Source organism: Pedobacter gandavensis (genome assembly GCF_032677645.1).
GTDB lineage: Bacteria > Bacteroidota > Bacteroidia > Sphingobacteriales > Sphingobacteriaceae > Pedobacter > Pedobacter gandavensis_A.
On sequence record NZ_JAVTSB010000002.1, the window covers coordinates 279,062 to 302,611 of the forward strand.

Here is a 23,550-nt window from a genome sequence, read left to right on the forward strand (position 1 = left end):
ATGAATAAAATTCACGCTGCGATTACGGCTGTTAATGGTTACGTACCAGATTACGTACTAACTAATAAAGAGCTAGAATCCATTGTAGAAACTACGGACGAATGGATTTTATCCAGAACCGGGATCAAAGAGCGGAGAATATTAAAAGGTGAAGGATTAGGTACTTCAGACATGGCAGTTCATGCGGTGAATGGCTTACTTAAAAAACGTGGAATTACTGCGGAAGAGATCGAGCTGATCATTTTCTGTACTACGACTCCGGACATGCCTTTCCCTGCTTCGGCAAACATTCTTGCCGACAAAATCGGCGCTAAGAATGCCTGGGGTTATGATTTACAGGCTGCCTGTTCAGGATTCATCTTCGGATTATCCACAGGTGCTCAGTTCATCGAATCCGGTAAACATAAAAAAGTATTGGTTGTTGGTGGCGATAAAATGTCGTCTATCATCAACTATGAGGACCGTACCACCTGCATCATCTTTGGTGATGGTTGCGGTGCTGTTCTTTTAGAGCCAAATGAGGAAGGCATGGGCATCCAGGACTCCATCCTGAAAAGTGATGGTTCGGGACGTCAATACCTACACCAAAAAGCTGGCGGTTCTGCCCGACCGGCAAGTCATGAGACTGTTGACAATAATGAGCACGTGGTGCATCAGGAAGGCCAGGCAGTATTCAAATTTGCGGTTACGAATATGGCAGATGTTGCGGCCGAAATCATGGAACGCAATAACCTGACTTCTGATGATGTGACCTGGTTGGTTCCACATCAAGCCAATAAAAGGATCATCGATGCAACAGCATCGAGAATGGGCCTTGGTACAGAAAAGGTAATGATCAACATTCAACGTTACGGAAATACCACTAATGGAACAATTCCACTGTGTTTATGGGAATGGGAAAGCCAACTTAAAAAAGGCGATAACATCATCCTTGCGGCATTTGGAGGTGGTTTCACCTGGGGTTCTGTGTACTTAAAATGGGCTTATTAAATTTATAAAATAATTAATCTTAACTTAGATAATTGTTAAGACATACTGTTTTCTCTAAAAAACACCAAAAAATGGATATCAAACAAATTCAGGAACTTATTAAATTTGTTTCTCGTTCGGGCGTAAATGAAGTCGCTATTGAGCAGGAAGATTTCAAAATAACGATTAAAACCAATCAGGCTCCTACCTACGTTCAGGCAACGGTACCAGCTCAGATTGCTCCAGCAGTGGCTCCGGCAGCAGCAGCTCCGCAACCAACTACCCCAACAGAGACAAAAGCAACTGTTGCTGTAGAAGATGATTCTAAATACATCACCATTAAATCACCAATGATTGGTACTTTCTACCGTTCATCTAGTCCGGATAAACCTTCTTTTGTAAATGTAGGTGACGAATTCCCGGTTGGTAAAGTGATCTGTATTATCGAAGCGATGAAATTGTTCAATGAAATCGAAAGTGAAGTGTCTGGTAGAATCGTGAAGGTTTTAGTAGAAAATGCTTCTCCGGTAGAATATGACCAACCGTTATTTTTAGTTGAACCTATGTAATTCCTCTTGTAGGATTACTAATTATACCCTGAAAAATTCGGGGGGGAAAAGAAAAAATATATGTTTAAAAAGATACTAATTGCCAACAGGGGCGAGATCGCTTTGCGTATCATTCGTACCTGTAAAGAAATGGGCATCAAAACCGTAGCTGTTTACTCTACTGCAGACAGAGAAAGTTTACATGTACGTTTTGCTGATGAAGCTGTTTGCATCGGGCCGCCACCAAGTAAGGATTCTTACCTGAGCATCCCTAATATTATTTCAGCAGCTGAATTAACTAATGCAGATGCCATTCACCCGGGTTACGGTTTCCTTTCTGAGAACGCTAAGTTTTCTTCAGTTTGCCGTGATTATGGGATTAAATTTATCGGTGCTACACCGGAGCAAATCAACTCAATGGGTGATAAAGCTTCGGCAAAAGAAACGATGAAAAAAGCTGGTGTTCCTACTATTCCTGGTTCGAAAGGACTGCTTGAAAATTTCAAGGATGGTATTGCTATGGCTAATGAAATGGGCTACCCTGTGATCCTGAAAGCTACTGCCGGTGGTGGTGGCCGTGGAATGCGTGTAGTCTGGAAAGATGAAGATTTTGAAAATGCATGGGATAGCGCAAGACAAGAGTCGGGTGCTGCCTTTGGAAATGATGGTCTTTACTTAGAAAAATATATCGAAGATCCTCGTCACATTGAAATCCAGATCATCGGAGATCAATATGGTAAGGCTTGTCACTTGTCGGAACGTGATTGTTCTATTCAACGTCGCCATCAAAAGCTGGTTGAAGAAGCACCATCACCATTCATGACTCCTGAACTTCGCGAGAAAATGGGTGAAGCAGCCATCAAAGGTGCCATTGCGGTACAATATGAAGGTGCCGGAACGATTGAGTTCCTGGTAGATAAACACCGTAATTTCTACTTCATGGAGATGAATACCCGTATCCAGGTAGAACACCCGGTAACTGAAGAAGTAATTAACTATGACCTGATCAAAGAACAGATCAAAGTAGCTTCAGGCGTTCCAATCTCCGGAAAAAACTATTTACCAAATATGCACGCCATCGAGTGCAGGATCAATGCTGAAGATCCTTTTAACAACTTCAGACCTTGTCCTGGAAGAATTACCAATTTCCACTCTCCGGGTGGTCATGGGGTAAGGGTTGATACGCATGTATATGCTGGTTACCAGATTCCTTCTAACTACGATTCTATGATTGCTAAACTGATTTGTGTGGCTCAAACCCGCGAAGAAGCCATCAGTACCATGGAGCGTGCTTTAAGTGAATTTGTAATTGAAGGTATTAAAACAACGATTCCTTTCCACTTGAAACTGATGAAAGATCCGAACTTCAGAGCTGGTAATTTTACCACGAAATTCATGGAGACTTTCGAATTTTCTGAGTAAGAATATGGAATAGCATCAGCGGGATTTACAATATTACAAAGCAAATTCCCGCTAATAAAAACTATTTAGTAGATTTAAAACGTAAATACCATTCTAAACAAAATAGAATGGTATTTTTGTTTTACAAATAACGTACATGAGTGATACTAAAAAAAGGGACCTTATTGGTGCTATAAAAGAAAAAGGAAAAAGTTTAGAGGCAGAAATGTCTTTCTTTGATCATATCGATATCCTCCGCAAGCACCTCTTGCGCGCATTAGCCGTAGTTTTACTATTAACAGCCGGAGCTTTTTATTTTACTGATTACATTTTTAATACCATCATCATGGGGCCTAAAAACCCTAATTTCTGGACCTACAGAATGATGTGTAAACTGGTAGAGAAATTCCCTTCCCTGGGTTCTGATCTCTGTATTACGAAGATCGATGCCAAAATTATCAACACGGAAATGGCTGGTCAGTTTACGCTGCAACTGAATTCCTGTGTGATGGTGGGAATTATCTTAGGTATCCCCTACCTGTTATTCGAAATCTGGTTATTTGTGAAACCTGCCCTTCATGAAAATGAAAGAAAATCAGCAAGTGGCTTCGTTGCTTTCGCTTCTTTTCTTTTCTTCCTGGGGATTATGTTCGGTTACTTCCTGATTTGTCCGCTATCAATCAACTTCCTGACCAACTTTACGGTGAGTCCGGATATTGAAAATACGTTCACCATCGATTCTTACCTGTCCTCTGTAATGACCCTGACCATTGGTTCTGGTGTGATTTTCCAGTTGCCGGTAATCATCTACATCTTATCTAAACTAGGCGTCATGACTCCTGCATTTATGCGCGCCAGCAGAAGATATTCGTCGGTACTGATCCTGATTGTTGCTGCCGTAGTAACCCCTACAGCAGATCCATATACCATGCTTATTGTTGCTGCTCCGCTATTCCTGCTGTATGAATTCAGTATTTATATCTCAGCCGCGATTGAGCGTAAGCGTAACAAAGAACTTTATGGTGTAGCCAGAATTAGAAAATACTAACCCAATATTTTTCAAGATGTCAACAGCTCCAAAAATGAAAATTGCAATCGGCGCCGACCATGCCGGTTTTGAATACAAAGAACTATTAAAGTCTTTTCTTGCCGATTATGAGGTCAAAGATTTCGGGACCCATTCCAGCCAGTCTGTTGACTACCCGGATTTTGCTCACCCTGTGGCACTGGCCGTAGAAAGTCAGGAATATACCTTTGGTATCCTGGTTTGTGGCAGCGCTAACGGTGTGGCCATTACCGCCAATAAACACCAGCATATCCGTGCCGCCATTTGTTGGTTAAACGAGATTGCAGCTTTAGCAAGAGTGCATAACAATGCCAATATTTTATGTATTCCGGCAAGATTCGTGTCGGAAGAACTGGCCAAAGAAATGACCACTACCTTCTTAAACACGGAGTTTGAAGGCGGCCGACATGAGCTTAGGGTCAACAAAATATCCTGCTAATTATTAACTGAAAATAACCAGATGAAAAAACATTTATTGTACGCCAGTCTCGTACTTACGATGGCCTGTTCTGCTACTGCCCAAAATAAGGATGCAGTGAAGTTCAGCAAAACCATCAACAAAGAAAACGCTTATAAACACCTTTCTGTATTGGCTTCTGATGCCTATGAAGGTAGAGAAACCGGTAAAAAAGGAGGTTGGATGACCGCTGATTATATCAGGGACTTTTTCCAGAAACTGGGTTTAAAAGGCCCGGTAAACGGTAGTTATTTCCAGCCGATTGATATGGTCACCATTTCGCTTTCCCAGGTATTAACCATCAACGGACAGCCGGCTGAACCTTTGAAAGATTTTTATATCACGCCAAACACAGTTTCTGGTGCAGGTTTCGGCTTCAATGTAAGCAATGTTTTATTTGCAGGTTATGGGGTAAAAAAAGAAGGTTACAATGATTTTGAAGGTGTAGATCTTACCGGAAAAGTGGTGATGATCTTCAAATCAGGGGAACCTGGTGCGGCTACCACTGCTGGAAAAAGCAGGTCTGCAGCCCTTCTAAAAGTTAAATATTTAACGTCACAAAATGCAGCAGCGGTATTGCTGATCGACCCTACGGTAGATGCGATGCCTGAAAATCTTAGGGCTTACCTAAGCTCAGCGGTCATGGTGATGAAAACTAAGGAAGAGCTGGAAAAAGCAGAAGGTCCTCAGGAAACTCCGGTCATCAATATCGGAACCGCCTTAGCCAATCAGATTCTTGCAGCAGCAAAAACTAATGTAGCTGACGTTCAAAAGAAAATCGCTGAAACGGGTAAACCTGCAAGTCAGGAAATCAATGTTTCGGTTTCTGCTTCTGCAAAGAGAGTAGAAGAGAAAGTAAGAGCAGAAAACGTATTGGGCTTCCTGGAAGGTTCTGATCCGAAACTTAAAAAAGAAGTTTTAGTAGTTACTGCCCATTATGACCATATCGGAATTACGCCGGAAGCTAAAGGCGCTGATAAAATTAACAATGGTGCTGATGATGATGGTTCTGGTACTACTGGTGTATTGATGATGGCAGAAGCCTTCGCCAATGCGAAAAAAGCTGGTAAAGGTCCTAAAAGAAGCATCTTGTTCATGACCGTTACCGGTGAAGAAAAAGGTCTTTTAGGTTCTGAATGGTATTCTGAACACCCTGTATTTCCTTTAGAAAATACCATTACCAACCTGAATATCGATATGATCGGTCGTGGTGATAAAGACCATCCGGACAATAATTTTGTATATATCATCGGTTCTGATATGTTGAGTTCTGAATTAGATCAGATCGGTAAGAAAGCAAATAAAACATATGTGAACATTAATCTTGATGAGCGTTACAACAATAGAACTGACCCTAATCGTTACTATTACCGCTCAGATCATTACAACTTTGCGAAACATGGTATTCCTGTAATTTTCTATTTCAACGGGGTTCATGAGGATTACCACCAACCAGGAGATGAAATCAGCAAGATCGATTTCCCAATGTTGGCTAAAAGAGCGCAATTGGTTTACTTTACCGCATGGGAACTGGCCAACCGCGCCACTCGTCCGAAAGTAGATAAGAACGAAGACGGAAGCAAAAAGAACTAATCAAAAACCTGCCTCGTGCAGGTTTTTTTATGGGCAAAAAAAAACCACCCTGATGTAGAGCGGTTTCTTCGTAATGGGGCTATTTGTGTGTATCAGCGCTGCTTTGTATAGGTCCAGATGATCTTATGCTTTCCGGACCGGCTCTTTAGGTGTGTGGGCTGTGTAGGATTGAAACTTACAATTTTGCGATTACAAAATCATGCTGATCTAACTTAGCAAGGCCTTTGTTTACCAATTGGTGATCTGCTGTTGATCCGCTTAATTTAAGGTCAGACTGGTCGCTTAAATCGGTATAAAGACTTTTTACGGTTGCATTCACATTTGCTTTAGCATCATCTTTTAAGAAGATCTGAAGTACCGCAAGGTCAAAGTTACCTTGTGTTTTAACACTTGCTGTGTTGGCCGCTTCAATTCTTTGTAAGTCTTTTACCTGGATATAGATCGTGCTTTGATCGGTAGAGTTGATGTATAAAGTATATCCTTTTTGTTTTACACTGGTATTGTTTTGATCCAGGTCATCGTAGCTGTTGATGGCTTCTCTGTTTCCTTGTACCAATACGACCTTAGCATTTCCGGTAACTACCACTTTATTGAATTTTACCGGCGCAGCATTGGCTGGTGATTTCTCTTTAGCGAATGTTGTCAATGCTGAAGAAGTTAAAACGATAGCTGTTAATGTAGAAGCGATTAGAGTTTTGATTGCAGTTTTCATATCTTTTTGTTTTTAAGTTTTTATGGTTGTTTTGTAGATAAGACGTGCCCGATGGAGAAACGTTTCAGCGGTTTTCGTCGCTTTAGACCACAACAGTGTACCTCTCGACGAAATGCCGGAACTTCTCGACCAATCGACGAAATTATTTCGTCGATACTCCTCTTCCTTTCCTTATATTGGGTTTTAGGCCCGGGAAATTCCTTTGAAACCGCTTTTCAGCTTTGCTTAATTGCTTTTGAGCTTTAATTGTTGAAGCAGGTCACACCCGAAGCTTAATTATTTTTATATTTGAGGACGATGAAGATATCTGATGAATTTTTGGTTAAGGCCGATGAAAAAGCCTTTGATTTAGGGCATCGCAAGACAATTAATCATAATATTGGCAAGTATAATGTTGCGGTAGAGCGAGGTGTATCGAAGTTCGAGAATTTAGAAAACTCGAAGAAGAAAGCGCATGTGATTAAATGGAGGGTGATGGAGAACCTTGATAAGTTTCTTCCTGAATTTGAATCCAATTTTCAACGTAGAGGCGGAAAAGTAATCTGGGCAAATGATGTAGAAGAGGCTCAAAGAGAAATCTTAAACATCATCCAGAAGAGTGGCGGAAAGACGGTAATCAAGTCGAAATCCATGACCACCGAAGAAATTCACCTCAATGATTTCCTGGAGAAAAACAACATTGAATCCTTAGAGAGCGACCTTGGCGAATATATTGTTCAGCTGTTAGGTCAGGCTCCATACCATATTGTTACCCCGGCAATGCACCTCAGTAAAGAGGAAATTGCCAAGCTGTTCCATGATAAATTTGGCACTCCTATAGATGCTACACCTCAACAACTGACTCAAAAAGCCAGAGAATTGTTAAGGGAAAAATACCTGAGAGCTGATATCGGCATCTCCGGAGGGAACTTCTTAATTGCCGATACCGGCAGTATCGCCTTAACGGAAAATGAAGGAAATGCAAGGTTGTGTACCACCTTTCCTAAAATCCACATCGCGATTGTTGGTATTGAAAAGGTAATTCCCTCTATGGCTGATCTGGATTTGTTCTGGCCGCTGCTTTCGAGTCACGGAACCGGACAAAATCTAACCGTTTACAATACCATATTGAGCGGTCCGAGACAAGCCGGAGAAACTGATGGCCCGGAAGAAATGTATGTAGTGCTGCTGGATAACGGCCGTACTAACCTGCTGGCACAAAAAGAACAACGTCAGGCTTTATATTGTATCCGTTGCGGGGCCTGTTTAAACGCTTGTCCGGTCTATAAAAATATAGGCGGTCATACGTATAATACCACGTATAGTGGCCCGATTGGTTCGATCATCACCCCACATTTACAGGGTATGAAGGACTTTAAACACCTCAGCAATGCTTCCAGTTTATGCGGTAAGTGCACGGAAGTTTGCCCGGTAAAGATTGATGTACATAAGATGTTGTTGCTGAACAGAAGAGACGCTGTGGCCGACAATCTAAATACCAAAGTAGAGGAAATCGGCTGGAATGCCTTTACCACTACGATGCAGAAAAGGTCGAGAATGGATATGTTAGGTGGAAAGATGAAAAACTTCTTTCTCAAATTTTTCTTCAAGAAGACCTGGGGTAAATACCGGAACATGCCGGAAGTTGCTCCTAAGTCCTTTGCGAAGCTTTACGAAGAGAAAAAGAAAGCAAACAAAACCACTTAGCTATGCAATTCGACAGAAAAGATAAGAACGATGCGGTATTACTAAATCTATACACGCAATTGCTTTACCCCAGAATGGTAGAGGAAAAAATGCTTATCCTATTACGTCAGGGCCGGATTGGCAAATGGTTTTCGGGCATCGGTCAGGAAGCCATTGCCATTGGAAGCACGCTGGCCATGGAGGAAAACGAGTATATCCTCCCAATGCATAGAAATTTAGGGGTATTTACCGCGCGTAATATCCCTTTAAAAAAACTGATGGCCCAATGGCAGGGGAAACTGAACGGCTTTACCAAAGGCCGCGACCGCTCCTTCCATTTCGGTACGCAGGACTATAAAATCATAGGCATGATTTCCCATCTGGGCCCTCAAATGGCTGTTGCAGATGGGATCGCCCTTGCCGACCTGATCTCCGGTCAGGAAAAAGCAACCTTAGTATTTACAGGCGATGGCGCCACCAGTGAAGGTGATTTTCATGAGGCCATCAATGTGGCCGCCGTATGGAACCTTCCGGTGATTTTCCTCATAGAAAACAATGGCTACGGCCTTTCTACCCCGACCAGCGAGCAATATAAATGTAAGGATCTGGTAGACCGGGCGATTGGTTATGGCATTGATGGCGTTCAAATCGACGGTAATAATGTGCTGGAAGTCTATGATACTTTAGCCGCAATTGCTACGGAAATCAGAAAAAACCCGAAACCGGTATTGGTGGAGTGTTTAACGTTTAGAATGAGGGGCCATGAGGAGGCTTCAGGCACTAAATACGTTCCCCGGGAACTGATGGATGCCTGGGCTGAAAAAGACCCTGTAGCGAACTTTGAACGCTTCCTGCTGGAGGAAAACGTATTGACCCCCGACCTTATCGAGGAGATTAAAGCGGATTTTAAAGCGGGGATCGAGCAGGAGATTGAAGCTGCTTTTCAGGAAGAGGAACCGGTAGCGGATGCTGCCCTGGAACTGGAAGATATGTATGCGCCTTTTAACTTTAATCCGCCTTTAGCAAAGGAGTCTGACCTCACAGAAATGCGTTACCTGGATGCCATTACCGATGCCTTAAAAATCGGGATGTACAAACACGATAATCTCGTCTTAATGGGTCAGGATATTGCAGAATATGGTGGCGCTTTTAAGATTACCGAAGGTTTTACCAAACTATTTGGTAAGGCAAGGGTAAGGAATACCCCCATCTGCGAATCTGCCATTGTAGGCGCCGCATTGGGTCTTTCTATTAACGGTTTTAAAGCTGTAGTAGAGATGCAGTTTGCGGATTTCGTGACTTGCGCTTTCAATCAGATCGTGAACAATCTGGCGAAAACGCATTACCGCTGGGGAGAAAAAGCGGATGTCGTGATCAGGATGCCTACAGGTGCCGGAACTGGCGCCGGCCCTTTTCATTCCCAAAGTAATGAGGCCTGGTTTACGAAAACTCCGGGACTAAAAATCGTGTATCCGGCATTCCCTGAGGATGCCAAAGGACTGTTACTCGCGGCCATCGAGGACCCGAATCCCGTCTTGTTTTTTGAACATAAATTCCTGTACCGTAGTTTAACCGGTCTGGTTCCCCAAGGCGATTATCAGCTGGAAATCGGCAAAGCAAATGTTTTAAAAGAAGGTTCTCAATTGAGTATCATTACTTACGGATTAGGCGTGCATTGGGCTCTGGATTATATCAAAGCACATCCGGAATTGAGCATCACCCTGGTAGATTTACGTAGCTTACAACCCTGGGATAAAACCGCAGTAAGCGCTGCCGTAAAACAGACCGGTAGGGTATTAATCCTGCATGAAGATACTTTAAGTAGCGGCTTTGGCGCAGAACTGGCCGCATGGATTGGCGAACATTGCTTTAGCGATCTGGATGCTCCGGTAATGCGTTGCGCAAGTGCAGACACGGCAATTCCGATGAGTAAGATTCTGGAAGAAGACTTTTTGGCGAAAAGCCGGTTAGCAGCAATGATTGATAAGCTGATAGCTTATTAAGCTCAATTCAACAATAAACTGACTTGATTTTTATAGCCCTGCTGCATTAGATATTAGTTCTTTAGGCACTGTGATTCCGTATTTCGGGACATACACCCCATTTGTAACCAAACTTCTCTTCCCAGACCCCAAATCAATCTTGTCTTTCACGATGTGTTTTACCCAGGCATGTCCGGTCTTTTCAGCCATAAATAAAAACGCCCTTTTTACCTTAACGGATCCGCAGGATTCCAATAGCTCTTGCACCGTATTGGGTCGTAAGTTGCTCATCCCTTCCAGTAGTTCATAGCACTCCATCAAACTAACCTCAACTGGAGCAAGGTAAAGGCATTCCAATATTGCCCGGACAGGACCTGAATACTTCAGCGTCATGTTTCCGGTTTTTATTTCAGTCATACCAAGATCCGGGGGTAAAAAACCAGTAGTATGGTAGTTGATCTTAACGCCCCATTGGTAGTCCTTAAACCACTTTGGCAGGCTTTCAGTAAGGGAGCCAAAAAAATATAACTGCTTACTGTCCAATTCAAGGTATTGCGCACGACCTAGCCTGGCAAGCGCAGAAACACCTCCTATATGTACCGATAAATTCAATTGGTTTTGTAAGGCATACAATCCCCCTTCTATCCCAACTTCTTCTCCGGTTCTCTTTACTGCCCCAGTCCCGATTGAAGTTAGCCACTGGCTTCTTTTATACCGTTGCTGCAGGTCCAGGCTGTATCCATTTTTAACCAGCCATGAACTCGTAAAGACAGTTCCAGAAGGCTGAGAATTCAGTAAATAGTTTATTTTAGTTGGATTATTGGTACTCATAGTACTAATATACGAACTAAAATAAACTAATCACCATAAACTGCTGTTGAAAATAAGGAGTAAGCTGATACCTTGAGTCGAATATATATATTAATTCCCGATAACAATAATCTGTTTCATGGCACGATAATCGTATGCTATGCCCTGATTACACTTAAGATCAGGCCATGAAACACGCTCCCTTATTATTCGCGCTACCCTTGTTATTATCGCTGTTTGCTTGTACACAACAACCCAAACACCCACAGGCAGACCTGATCAACCAGCGTACCGCTACGGCAATGACCGATGATGAGATCCTCAAATATGCAGACTCCATCAACGCCAATCTCGCTACATTAGACAAGCAAAGCAGCCTCATCTTCCTCGAAGGCGAGCAATCGATGTACGTAGAAAAGTACAGTTCTAATGCCAAACCCCTGTTGTATCAGCAGAACCTGGACAATAAGCTCATCAGTAACCAGAGCAAAAAATACTACCTCAAAAACGACAGCCTGCTCCTGTTACAGGAAAACATAAAGACCAATACCGGCCTTACAGAAAGCCGTACTTTTTTCAGAAACAACATCGTTTTCAAAAAGGAACAGCGTACAGCAGCTAATGAGGCGGCGCTAAAAAAACAACCTTTCCTATCGGTAAGATCGGCAACTACGGCTTCTCAAACTACAGACAACGAAGAAAAACAATTGAAAACACTGGAAGATGCCCTTGCGCAAAGCGGAGCCTTTGTGATGCATTTTGAGCAATTTATAGACATCCCTGAGGAAAGTATTATACAGCTAAAAGGCGGAAGCAGAAATGGTTATACCGCAAACGTCATCGTAAGAACACCAGATGCCCTGATTGATAGTCTACAGAAAAACCCTGCACTATTCAAGCATGAAAAGTTAAATTTTAAATGGGAAATCGACGATAAAGAGGCTGTTTACGTACCTGTAGGCGCTAATATAACTTCGGCCAAAGGATTAAACAAATAGATATTCCCGTTGTCGAGACACAGGCAGCGGTACCGTTTTCTCAGCTTCTCCCCTTTCTTAAACTGGCGACCGTCTTTGATGGTAAACACAGCGTTTAAAGGCAGTTCTTCCAAACGGGAAGCATCCTTTAACACATCGTGCTTTTTTAACGCACGGGAGAGTTTTAAATCCGTACAACTGGCGGCAGAAGGATTGGCAAGGTAGCTCACAATAGCCAGTTCCACATCCTGCGGGAAAATACTTTGCTCAATAAAAGGCGCCATCATGCGCTTAAAATTGTGCTTCCATTCTCCGCCATGCGGCTTCACCTTGTTCTTATGGTCGTTCCAGGTGAGCAAATGCGCAAATTCATGCACGGTAGTCACCAGAAAAGCATAAGGATTCAGGTCGTTATTAACCGATATCTTGTGCCCCAACCCTTGATAGGGATGGCGGTAATCACCCAGTTTCGTCACTCTGTTTTTAGATATTTTAAACTCACATTGAAAATAATCTATCCACTTCGCAATGATTGGTGCCGCCGCCGGGGGCATGTATTGCGCTAAGATATCCTTCTTTTCCACCTCCCCAAGATAAGTAAATTACTTCAAAAACTGATAGGCGATCAGACTGGCTACATAGGCCATTGCGGTCATGTAAGTCAGCTGAATCATAGGCCATTTCCATGATTTTGTCTCCCTGAAAACCACAGCAACCGTACTCATACATTGCATGGCGAAAGCATAAAAGAGCATCAATGAAAATGCGGTCGCAAAAGTAAAGACTGGTAAACCTGTATTCGGATTCACAGCAGCGCGCATTTTGTCACGAATTGTACCTACTTCTTCATCACCACCATCCACACTATAAATCGTGGCCATAGTACCCACAAAGGCTTCCCTTGCGGCGAATGAAGTGATCAATGCAATCCCGATTTTCCAGTCGAAGCCTAAAGGCTTAATCGCTGGCTCTATGGCCTGACCTAATATCCCGGCATAAGAGCTTTCCAGCTTCTCAGCGGCCTTATCTCTTTCTAACGTAGAAATCTGCACACTATCCTTTTGAGCCTCTATAATGTCGTATTTCTTGTCAATCATTTGAAACCTATCCGAAGGACCATAAGAAGACATCACCCATAAAATAATAGAAATCGCGATAATCACCTTACCCGCTTCGAACACGAAAGTCTTTGATTTCTCATACATCGTGTACAGCACATTGCCCCAACGTGGCATTCTATACACGGGTAATTCCATGATGAAGTAAGATTTCTCTTTCGCTTTGATGATAAATTTCATCACGAAAGCAACCAGAACAGCAGCAACAATACTAATCAGATACATCCCCATTAAGGTTAAACCTTGTAGGTTGATGAAACCCCATAGCATCTTTTCAGGCACTACAAGCCCGATTAATAAGGTATATACCGGCAATCTTGCCGAACAGCTCACCAAAGGAGCCACCATAATGGTAATGATTCTATCTTTCCAGCTTTCGATATTTCTGGCACTCATGATGGAAGGTACAGCACAAGCCAGACTACCAATCATCGGCACCACAGACTTACCACTTAAACCGAATTTCCTCATGATTTTATCCATCATAAAGGTCACCCTGGACATATAACCGGTATCCTCCAGAATGGAGATAAACGCAAACAGAATGGCAATTTGTGGAATAAAGACCACCACACCACCCAGACCTGCCAGCACCCCATCGAGGAACAGATTAGTCAATATACCTTCCGGTAGATACTGGTGACCCAGTTCTGTCAGCTTCATAAAACCTGCCTCAATCATCTCCATCGGGTACGTAGACCAGGAGAAAATAGAGTTAAAAATGAAGAACAGGATACCAATAAAGATCAGTAAACCCCAGAATTTATTGGTCAGTACCGAATCGATTTTATCAGAGAAGGCGAACTTTTTAGCCGCACCCGTATCCTCGATTACCCCGGTAAGCACAGTTCCTAAATGACGGTAACGGGCAATCGTTTCTGCGGCCTGTAATTTTGAAGTTTCAAAATCATGAGCTTTTTTAATGTTTTCAAAAGCCGCATGATCTTCCGGAGCAAAGAAATCTAAATGCTCATGCTGGTGTAAAACCTGCAAGGCATAATAATCATTATCCGTTTTTAAACGCGCTTTAGCTTCTTGAATTGCTTCCGGTGCTAAAGCCAATATATCTGCACCTTTCGCCTGAGTGGCGATTTTGGTGGTATTTTCCAGTGCTTGTTTTAATTCTTTTAATCCGGTGTTGCTTCTTGCCGAAATCGCCACCACCTGAATCCCCAACCTTTCGGCCAGCATATTCACATTGATGTCAATCCCTTCTTTCTGCGCCATATCGGTCATGTTTAGCGCCAATATCATCGGCACTTCCAGATCCGCTACCTGCGAATAAAGCAATAAATTCCTTCTTAGATTGGTCGCATCAGCCACCAAAACGATCACATCCGGATAACTCGCATTCGATTTATCGGCCAAAACCTGGAACACGATACTTTCATCCTTACTCTTAGGATATAAACTATAGGTTCCCGGAAGGTCAATAATCTCCGCAACCTTGCCATCAGCAAGCTTACAAAAACCAACTTTCTTGTCGACCGTGATACCCGGAAAATTACCGATCTTTTGATTTAAACCTGTCAGCAGGTTAAATAGAGTAGACTTGCCTGTATTGGGATTCCCAACCAGCGCTATTTTCAAATCCTTAGCCAATATGATTACTGAATTATGATGACAGATGCTTCGTTCTTACGCAAACAAAGTTGATAGCCGGCCACACGGATCGCAATTGGATCACCAAGTGGAGCAAATCTTTCTACCTCTACAACCTCACCAGGCAAACAGCCCATTTCCATTAGTTTTACGGACATTTCAAGATCTGTAAACTCAACTATAGTACCTCTTTCCCCTGGATTCAATTGTGATAGCTTCATCTTTCTATAGGTTATTTATGTTCGGAACGGACAAGATTTCCTTTCCTGAACCAGGCGCAATTTAGCCTTAATTTATAATAATTCCAAATACTGGAACACGAACCTGGCCCCTTAGCACCCAGTTTAACAGCAGCATACACCCTATTAAATAATCCTAAGGTCATGGTAGGGTAACTATTTAGATACTGGCCAGTTTTACCTCTTTTGGCGTAGGGTGATAACTCACATGCGGACATTGACATCCCGGCCTGAAAATACTGCATCCACTCACCGAAATGACCACAAATAACAGCAATAATTTAAACCCTGTTTTTTTCATTTGAAAGTATATTAGAATCATTTGAAGGAGCTGCCTCCGGAGCAACCGATTTACGGTCATGAGCATGATGATAATCCGATTTATGTAACAAGACAAAACTGAACACCCCCATAAACACACCGATCATATCGCAACCAAAATCCCACCACTCTGCCGACCGGTAGGTAAACACCTTCCATTGCAGAAACTCGATTCCAGCCCCTAAAAACGCCGTAATCAGAATCACTTTAAAGATCGTTAAAGAGCGGAAGCTATAACTATGCTGGTAATTGATCCTTCCATAGAACAGCAAAATGGTCAATACAAAGAAAAACCCAAGGTGTACCAGCTTATCAAATCCTTCAAAAAAAATGCCTGACCCCGTAGTAGAGGCAGGCATTTTCATATTACAAAGGATTAAAATGACCACGGTCCACAGTATGGACCAGATCTGATATTTTAATGCTTTAGAATTCATTGATTAAGCTCCTACAAGAGCTTTATAAGCGTCAGCATCTAATAGACCTGCAACTTCAGCAGCATCAGAAAGCGTTACTTTAACCATCCATCCTGCTCCGTAAGGATCAGAATTTACTAATTCAGGGTTGTCATTCAATTCAGGATTAGTTTCAGTTACCGTACCAGTAACCGGCATAAATAAATCAGAAACAGTCTTTACAGCTTCTACTGAACCGAAAACCTCATCTTTAGCTACTTCTTCACCAACGGTAGTAATGTCGATATATACAATATCACCTAACTCACGTTGTGCAAAATCAGTGATACCGATAACCGCTTCGTTACCTTCAATTTTAACCCATTCGTGGTCTTTAGTGTACTTTAATTCTGATGGAAAATTCATGTGTATAATTTTTTATTGTCGTTGCTTAAACCAGGCTTCAGATTGCTCTTCTGCCGATTCAAAGGTAATTAATATAAGCATTTATCACAATGCCTAATTCAGGGTAACTCGCAAACTAAATCCGAAATTACTAAATGACGTATTAAAGGTTTGAGAAGTATAAGGTTTAGTCACATTGGAATCGTAAAACAAGCGTACATTAAACCTTTGATTCAGGATATAATCGACACTCGGTCTCAGCGTAATGTTCTTCGCACCGGAAGAAACTTCTGCCTCCAGAATGTCTGCACGATAGATTACCGTCTTATTATCCCGAACCGCAACATCCAGTTTAAAGTCCATATTGTTGTCCATTTTTAAACCTTTAAACAAGCCAAACGGGAACCTGAACTTCGTGGTCCGATAGCCTAAACCAAAGACCAGATTGTTCTCCGTTAACTGTGCCAGCTGACTATTCGCCATACTTAAGCCCAGTAAACGCGACCTGCCAATCTCGAAATTAGCCGTCAGGTTGTTTTTCAAACGCGTATCAATACCGATCAATGGTGCAAACTGTTCTGCAATCGTCACCTGCGCATATTGGAAAACCGGAAGGAAGTTGTCATTTAAATCCCTGCTCACTACCGCACCATCATTCTCCTGGTACTTCAACAACGAATTAAAGCTGCTGATGCTGTACACAGAGCGATAAGAATGTCTCAGGTCGATCGAGTTAAAGCGATCTGCCAGGAATGGAATTCCGATCAGACCACGGTAATTTAAGCGCCAGTTAGGCAATGGAATTTTAGGCATAGAACTCAGACTGGAGGACTTCGCATCCTTACCCGAATAGGCAGCAAGGAAAGCAGCAGTCAATACATCCTGCGATTCTCCGCCATAACCATCCGCATAAACCCCATTTCTTACCCCTGCCGAATTCGGATTCATCGCCCCTAAACGTTGCGAAATAATCACCCTGTTCGACATAAATTCATTGAACAATTTTGACACCGTACTTCCCGATTTCTCCGAGAAAGCCGTTCCTAAACTGATGTAAGAAATACTGTAATCACCTGTGGTAAAAGGACTGAAATTTTCAAAACCTCTCAACTCCTCATCATACCTGAAATTGGTAGAATAATTCATCGTTTTATTCCGGTTGGCGGTTAACGTAATTGATAAATCTTTGATCGGTTCTACCAAACTCGTAAAGCTTAAATCTTCGCGCATCGTATTAATATACAACTGCGACTGCAAGGTATCACGCGTGATCCAGCCTCTCATTAAGGCCTCTTCCCGGATGTCGCGCTGACTACCCAATACGAAACCTAAGCCCGGCGCACCAGTCGCCTCATCGATACCAAAGTAATTTGTTCTCGGCAGATAACCCGGTAAAAAGATACCCTTGGTCTGCGTATACGCACCCACCACATTCTTCACACTCGTTAACAGACCGATCCAGACATTCTGTTTCCCGTCCTTATTTCCTTTGCGGATAAAGCCGAACTTATTGTAAAGCGAAGCCAGGTTTAAATTAGGATTCACCTGAACCGTTCTCGAGTTTTGAACCGTATTTCCAAGGTTGATATTCGGATCTCTTAAGGTAGAAAGCGGCTCTGTTTGCCAGTTAAAGTTGGTTCCGTAACGGGTGGCCACATTTACCCAGTCCAGCCCCGGAATCTTATTAATCGGCAGATTATACGTAAAATTCAGGTTGTGACTATAATCCGTAGTACGACCTAAGCGCATCATATTTTGCCATAACGTATCTCTTTTTAAACCTTGAATCCTGCCATAAGGCTCATCAATGATCGAATAATTGGTCGCATCAATGTCCATGGTCAGCGATTTACTCAGGTTCCAGGAAATACCATAAACCCTTGAAACCAGGAAGTTTTTATTGAAAGTCGTATTGATCGGAATGTAATTATTAGGATCATTATTTCTCAAAGTGTTTTCCGCATAGAAACGATCCACATCAATTCTGAAGTTAATCGAAGAAGGCATCAGGCTAAAATTGAAATCCTTTAACAAGGCCAGTGTATTCGCTTTGATGATCTTTTTGAAAGGCTCATAGGTCTTCGGCAATCCGGCATAATTATAGCCAAGCGAAGCGCGGTAAGTCTTCTGGAAATTACTTTCTATAATGAAATCGCGGTGCGAATACTTGGTATACGCATAGCTGACATTAAAGTTTTCAATGTCCCAAACCTTTGGTTTAGCTTCCGGATCTGTTCTTTCTTTTCTCACATTCGTGAAATTGATACTGCTCCTTGTGGTATAATCCTGCGCAAAGTTTAAGATAGAATCTTTTTGCTTTTTCGAAGAGGCATCCAATGCGTTTTTCAATTCAATATCCGGCATGCTCGGGTTGTACTGAGGAGTAGCCACCTGGCTCGAATAACTCACAAATACCGGCACCTTGATCCCTGTTTTCTTAGGGAAAAACTTGCCTAATTCCATGCTCGAAGAGATGTCAAAAAACACATTATCCGCCCGGTTTCTTTCGCTCACTCTAGCTTCTAAAGCACCGAAACCAATGGTCGATTTACTACCCGAGACATTTACATCCGCAAAATCGGCCAGCTTCGCATTCATTCTAGCCGTAGCCGCCCAACCGCCACGCTCATCAAACTCCGTTAAACGAAGCTCATTGAACCAGACAATCCCGCTCTTATCCATCATATCATCGCCGTTGCTATGGTAAGGGTTTTTAACCCCCAGCATATAGACCCGCACCTTACTCATATCCGGTTGTCCTTTGATGGTAATCGTCTTGCCATCTACCGTATAATTGAAGGGGATATTGATTGGCCATGGTGCACCAGTACTTGTTTTGGCGTTATTTCTGGCAAGTTTCGCTTTCTGGAAAAACTCCAGTGTGATGTCCATTTTATTCTGTTCCGGCCAGATCGCATAAGGATCGCTGGTACCCGGGAACGTCACCTTTAAAGGTTGGTTATACTCGTAATAATTGTCCTGATTGTCGGTACCAATTCTAATAAAGGCACTCAGGTCGTTGTCTTTCAGATTGCTTGAACCTAAAGCCTCTGCATGGACATACATTTCCAGGCGTTTATAAGACCTGAAATCGTTGAAACCAGTCTTAAATGCGGCCCTTCCATAACCCTCTTTCAGGTTTTTAAAAGTGATCGATAAAGCCTGCTCATTCTGACGCGTATCTCCACGGTAATTGCTAAAATCACGCTCCCTTTCAATACCTGGAGGAATCACATAAGGAATCGGTGTCCGTTTACCATTCTCTTCAATGTTCACTGTAGCCACCTCAATGGTAGAACCATCCGGTGCATTTGTGCCTAAAGCAGGATCCACAATCGTCTGTGAAGCCTCATCATTGGCATTATATTGTCTCCATTCACTTCTTACCAACTGGATTTTTCCGAACCTCAATACCGTAGTATCGGCAAAATTGGTCATGAACATCCGGATGAAACGGATCGATTTGAAATCCTGAATCCCACCCACACGGTCCTGCCATTGTGCCAAAGGAATACGAATCTGATACCAGGTTACCGGTTGCGTACTACCGTTTGCCAGCTTCACCTGAGAAGTCACCTTATCCGTTACAAAGTTTTGGCCCACCATTAAATCGGCTGGACGCATAGAAACTTTGTACTGGAAGTACTCATCAGATTGTGTCATATTGTTATCTCTGTTGATGTCTTCCCCGTCTGGTAAAGAAGTCGAAGCCGAGTTTTCTACACCCAGTTCCGCACGCGATTGCTCTGCGGTTTTAGAGTTTCCTTCTGTACCATTATAGTGCTGGTAACGTTTTAGAATCCCTGCGTTTTCACGGTCTAACTGCGAACCTCTGAAATACACATAATCATCCGAAGAAGGGTCATTTACGATCGCATTAGCGGCATCTGGATTCAGCTGACCTTTAATCTGATTCACTACAGCAGCAAATTTCGTCTGCTCATCTCTATTCACCAAACCGTCTAATCCCACATCCTGTGCTTTTCTGGCGTTCGGATCATTGTCGAAAGCCTGAACAACCGGTTGCAATTTCGGCACCCGACCCCAGTTCGTTTCATCAAATTTTGAAGGATCACCATCCGCAGGAAGACCGTTCTCCAGCGACTTTCTACCGTCTTTCAAAATGTCTTCAGAAATGTTACCGATGTTGAAATACAAATCACCACCTAAACCATTCGGTTTATAAATATTCGGGTCCATTACCCAAAGCTCGATGAACTCAATATTCAAAGCTTCAAAATCATTGGTTTCAATTCTTCTGAACAAACCACCCCAACGACTACGTGGATTATTTAGCAAACCATCAGGCGTAAATCCTGTAGGCGTATAATTGTAAGGACCACGAACAGTCGGATAAAAAGCAACGTCTAAAGTTGGCAAAGCGAAAGGCTGTCCGGAACCGGTTTCTTTAAATGGAAACACCTCCTGTTCGATAATCTGACGTACAAAATGGTTAGAAAGCTCCTGCTTGTTATTCCTTAAACCAGAAGGTAGCGTGGCATCATTCTTATTGTAGAAAATCGGGTCGATGTTATAAAACGCGATTAAAGCACGGTTGAACCCATAACTCAAATCATCAATCCTGCTGGATTCAGAAAACAGCTGTGGCGTACCCGACAACTGCCAGGCCATGGCACTCTTCAAATCAATCACCGAACGGGAAGCTTCAAAATCATCCAGGTAACTCACGCCACCTTTCTGACCGCCAACATTCAGCGCTTTCGGATGCCCTGGAATCAACTGCGCAAACTCCCCGGAGAAAGTCAGGCTCGAAGGAACTTTGGTAGAGATAAAAGGCAGCTTATCGATCAGTTTCGTTAAGAACCTGGAAGGCGTGCTGTAGTTTAAATCTACGCCCCACATCGTGTTCGAAATCGGCTCCTCGCCCACATTCACCTTTGGGGTCAGCGGCTTCTCCGTCAGGTTCATCAGGGTAGCCCCTAAATTCAATTTATTGTTAACCTTATAATCAAATCTGGTTCCGAACAACGAACGTTGCTGTAAACCAAAAAGCTCATTATTTTCTGTCGATATTCTGATCGGCTGACCGGAAATCAGGATCGCAGTATTCAGGATTCTCACCCTTCCACCCTGGTAATCCACCGTATAATCTACCCCTTCCTGCAAAGGAATCGTACCGGCAAACACCTTTACGGAACCTTCCGGAACATTGATCGAATTTAAACTGAACTCCGAAGCTACCTGACTCTGGTACGCGCCCTTAATGAAATAGCGGTTCTGGTTGCTAAACAACTGTTGCGCCACCACTTTTGTGGAGTCGTATAATGCCGGATAGGTGTACTGATTGATCAAAGGAAGCTCCGAGGGATCAAACTGATCGGCCAAATCCTTACCAAAAGGCTCAATCAAAGGGAAAATGATCTTCCCGTTCAAAGGGTCGATCGTGATATAACCGCTAATGGTATTGGTAGAGAAATTGGTCAGGTTGGTATTCGAGGCATTGGTATTCCCCGGATTGTTATTAGGGTTGATCGGCGTATTGAACGCGATATCCTGGTTGGTACCAAAAGGTTTGTTTTCTGCTTCAAAATCGAAAACCCCATCCGGACGACGTTCCTGCTGCTGATTTAAACGGTCTAAACCCGTCACCTGAATCCACTGTTTATTCTTCAATGGCTTCCGGTCTGCATCCAGCTTTTCGCCCACCTCGATATACGGTTTCTCCACCCCGGTCTTATCATCAATGCGGAAAATGTCCAGCTTAAAGTTCATCGGGCTGATCTGATAACCACCAATAGAATAGATGTTTTTCATCATCAGGTCCCAGATTGGCAGCCTGGTTTTCAAAGTTTCATTTTTCAGCATCTTCGCGAACAACACCTTTGGCGTAGCCGAATCAAAAGAAATATCTGTAGAGAACTCCCCTACCTGATACTCCACCCCGCGGTAAGTATATCGGTAAGAAACCGCTAAAACCTCGTCCGTATTGAGGGCATTGATCAGGGAAATATAACCCAGTTGCGGGTGGAAAGTAAATTCTCTGTCGGCCAGTTTCCTTGCATACGTTAGCTTGGCATAGTTGTCTGTGCCACCGCTACCCGCGAAAAATGGAATGATTGCATTGGAATTGGTAAACCTGGCATCTGCCGGCAATTGCGACAATAAATTATTGGATTGTCTTGGGAACTGCGGACTATCAAATCCGGAAGGAAGGCCCGAAGCACCACCGGTTAAGGTTGGGTTATAAGGCGCATTTTCTGCCAGATCCATAAAAGCCATCACATCTCTGGAACCCTGGGTATTACCTGTTTTATTGGTAATCCAGACTTCTACCCTGGTAATTAACACCCCTGAAGTAATCGTAGGAGGTGTTGCTAAGGTTTTATTGTAGTTCTGTCTAAAATACTGCGCTAAGAAATAGTGTTTGTTGGCTTCATAATTATCTGCACTCAATCTAAATTCATTCTGTTGCGCTCCGTTATTGATGCGGATTTCCCGCGATTGCGATTTCTGCTGAGAAAACACTGTACTCACATTCAGCTTCCCGAATTGCAATTGTGTTTTTATCCCGAAAAGGGCCTGTGTACCATTAATCAGGGAAGTGCTTAAAGGCAGACTCACGTTACCGGCTTCAATTTTCTGGATGATATCATCCTTACCACCCACATAATCCAGTTTCACCTGATTTTCAAAATCAAACTGTGCTTCGGTATTGTAGTTCATATTGACCTTCATCCGGGTACCAATACTACCGATCACATCCATCTGAATGCGCTGGTTAAAATCAAAATTCCCCTGTACGCGCTGGCGCTCGTTAAACAGCGGATTTTCATTCTTATTGATCCTTCCGAGGAAAGTCAGTTCAGCCTCACCACGAGGCTGTATATCTATGGTTGTACCGCCAAAAATCTTTTCAAAAGCTTTGCTATTGATCTTTAAACTGGGGATAACCCCGTTTTTTCTGACGTCATTAATTTCTTCGTTGGAATACATCCGCCAATTGTCGCGTTTCATCTCCGAGTTTACCAGGCGCTGATATTCTTCAATCGTCAGGTATTGTGGGGCAGCGAACAACTGGTTGCCAATGAGCTGGCGGATGATGTATCGTTTATTTTTCGCATCATACTCGACCTCCCGTTTCACATTATCGGGAAGTGGTTTGAAGGAATTGTTAAGATTTCTAAGGCCTAATCGTTGTTTTTCCTTCAAACTGAAGGAATTTCGGGTCGTATCGGAATATCTTACCTGCGGTCTCACAGTTTGTGAAAAACCAACTTGTCCGCCAAGGCAGAACAAACAGGTAAAGAGGAGCGTTAATAGGGTTTTCAA

General features: G+C 42.9%; 18 protein-coding genes. 9 read left to right on the top strand and 9 right to left on the bottom strand.

All coding sequences use genetic code 11. The features are described from left to right. The 6 genes from R2Q66_RS04655 (at position 1) to R2Q66_RS04680 (ending at position 6,034) form a co-directional block, all read left to right on the top strand. Positions 1 to 990 carry a beta-ketoacyl-ACP synthase III gene (locus R2Q66_RS04655; RefSeq protein ID WP_316746831.1) on the top strand — a complete coding sequence of 330 codons (990 nt, stop codon included), beginning with the start codon at positions 1 to 3 and terminating at the stop codon, positions 988 to 990. 71 nt (positions 991 to 1,061) lie between these two features. After that, a complete protein-coding gene (accB, locus tag R2Q66_RS04660) occupies positions 1,062 to 1,538 on the top strand; it encodes an acetyl-CoA carboxylase biotin carboxyl carrier protein (RefSeq protein ID WP_316746832.1) in 477 nt (158 codons plus the stop codon). Positions 1,539 to 1,598: 60 nt separating this feature from the next. After that, a complete protein-coding gene (accC, locus tag R2Q66_RS04665) occupies positions 1,599 to 2,939 on the top strand; it encodes an acetyl-CoA carboxylase biotin carboxylase subunit (RefSeq protein WP_316746833.1) in 1,341 nt (446 codons plus the stop codon). Between the two features lie 136 nt (positions 2,940 to 3,075). Next, complete coding sequence (gene tatC, locus R2Q66_RS04670) at positions 3,076 to 3,966, top strand: twin-arginine translocase subunit TatC (protein ID WP_316746834.1); 891 nt, start codon at positions 3,076 to 3,078, stop codon at positions 3,964 to 3,966. A gap of 34 nt (positions 3,967 to 4,000) precedes the next feature. Next, a complete protein-coding gene (gene rpiB / locus R2Q66_RS04675) occupies positions 4,001 to 4,423 on the top strand; it encodes a ribose 5-phosphate isomerase B (protein WP_410479377.1) in 423 nt (140 codons plus the stop codon). A gap of 21 nt (positions 4,424 to 4,444) precedes the next feature. Further along, positions 4,445 to 6,034 (top strand): M28 family peptidase, encoded by a 1,590-nt coding sequence (locus R2Q66_RS04680; protein ID WP_316746836.1) that lies wholly within the window; start codon positions 4,445 to 4,447, stop codon positions 6,032 to 6,034. 175 nt (positions 6,035 to 6,209) lie between these two features. On the opposite strand, the gene R2Q66_RS04685 is transcribed toward R2Q66_RS04680, so the two are convergent. Then, entirely contained in the window at positions 6,210 to 6,746 is a 537-nt protein-coding gene (locus R2Q66_RS04685; protein WP_316746837.1) for a GIN domain-containing protein, read from the bottom strand. A gap of 297 nt (positions 6,747 to 7,043) precedes the next feature. Here R2Q66_RS04685 and R2Q66_RS04690 point away from each other — a divergent pair, with 297 nt between their 5' ends. Further along, the gene (locus tag R2Q66_RS04690; protein WP_316746838.1) at positions 7,044 to 8,432 is read left to right on the top strand and encodes a LutB/LldF family L-lactate oxidation iron-sulfur protein; all 1,389 of its coding nucleotides are present in this window, start codon (positions 7,044 to 7,046) and stop codon (positions 8,430 to 8,432) included. 2 nt (positions 8,433 to 8,434) lie between these two features. Next, the gene (locus tag R2Q66_RS04695; RefSeq protein ID WP_316746839.1) at positions 8,435 to 10,414 is read left to right on the top strand and encodes a dehydrogenase E1 component subunit alpha/beta; all 1,980 of its coding nucleotides are present in this window, start codon (positions 8,435 to 8,437) and stop codon (positions 10,412 to 10,414) included. Between the two features lie 30 nt (positions 10,415 to 10,444). Here the strand turns inward: R2Q66_RS04695 and R2Q66_RS04700 are convergent, their stop codons facing one another. Further along, a complete protein-coding gene (locus R2Q66_RS04700) occupies positions 10,445 to 11,224 on the bottom strand; it encodes a type IV toxin-antitoxin system AbiEi family antitoxin (RefSeq protein WP_316746840.1) in 780 nt (259 codons plus the stop codon). 167 nt (positions 11,225 to 11,391) lie between these two features. On the opposite strand from R2Q66_RS04700, the gene R2Q66_RS04705 reads away from it, so the two are divergent. After that, positions 11,392 to 12,201 carry a hypothetical protein gene (locus R2Q66_RS04705; protein WP_316746842.1) on the top strand — a complete coding sequence of 270 codons (810 nt, stop codon included), beginning with the start codon at positions 11,392 to 11,394 and terminating at the stop codon, positions 12,199 to 12,201. On the opposite strand, the gene R2Q66_RS04710 is transcribed toward R2Q66_RS04705, so the two are convergent. From R2Q66_RS04710 to sprA, 7 genes are all read right to left on the bottom strand, one after another. Next, entirely contained in the window at positions 12,150 to 12,764 is a 615-nt protein-coding gene (locus tag R2Q66_RS04710; RefSeq protein ID WP_316746843.1) for a sprT domain-containing protein, read from the bottom strand. The two genes, R2Q66_RS04705 and R2Q66_RS04710, sit on opposite strands and share 52 nt — an antisense overlap. A gap of 18 nt (positions 12,765 to 12,782) precedes the next feature. After that, positions 12,783 to 14,888 (bottom strand): ferrous iron transport protein B, encoded by a 2,106-nt coding sequence (gene feoB / locus R2Q66_RS04715; RefSeq protein ID WP_316746844.1) that lies wholly within the window; start codon positions 14,886 to 14,888, stop codon positions 12,783 to 12,785. A 17-nt stretch (positions 14,889 to 14,905) separates the two neighbouring features. Continuing rightward, positions 14,906 to 15,121 (bottom strand): ferrous iron transport protein A, encoded by a 216-nt coding sequence (locus R2Q66_RS04720; protein ID WP_062546709.1) that lies wholly within the window; start codon positions 15,119 to 15,121, stop codon positions 14,906 to 14,908. 178 nt (positions 15,122 to 15,299) lie between these two features. After that, entirely contained in the window at positions 15,300 to 15,440 is a 141-nt protein-coding gene (locus R2Q66_RS04725; RefSeq protein ID WP_316746846.1) for a hypothetical protein, read from the bottom strand. After that, positions 15,421 to 15,897 carry a VanZ family protein gene (locus R2Q66_RS04730; protein WP_316746847.1) on the bottom strand — a complete coding sequence of 159 codons (477 nt, stop codon included), beginning with the start codon at positions 15,895 to 15,897 and terminating at the stop codon, positions 15,421 to 15,423. Before R2Q66_RS04730 ends, R2Q66_RS04725 begins: the two co-directional genes overlap by 20 nt. Before the next feature lie 3 nt (positions 15,898 to 15,900). Further along, entirely contained in the window at positions 15,901 to 16,281 is a 381-nt protein-coding gene (gene gcvH, locus R2Q66_RS04735; protein ID WP_316746848.1) for a glycine cleavage system protein GcvH, read from the bottom strand. A 93-nt stretch (positions 16,282 to 16,374) separates the two neighbouring features. Next, complete coding sequence (sprA, locus tag R2Q66_RS04740) at positions 16,375 to 23,550, bottom strand: cell surface protein SprA (protein WP_316746849.1); 7,176 nt, start codon at positions 23,548 to 23,550, stop codon at positions 16,375 to 16,377.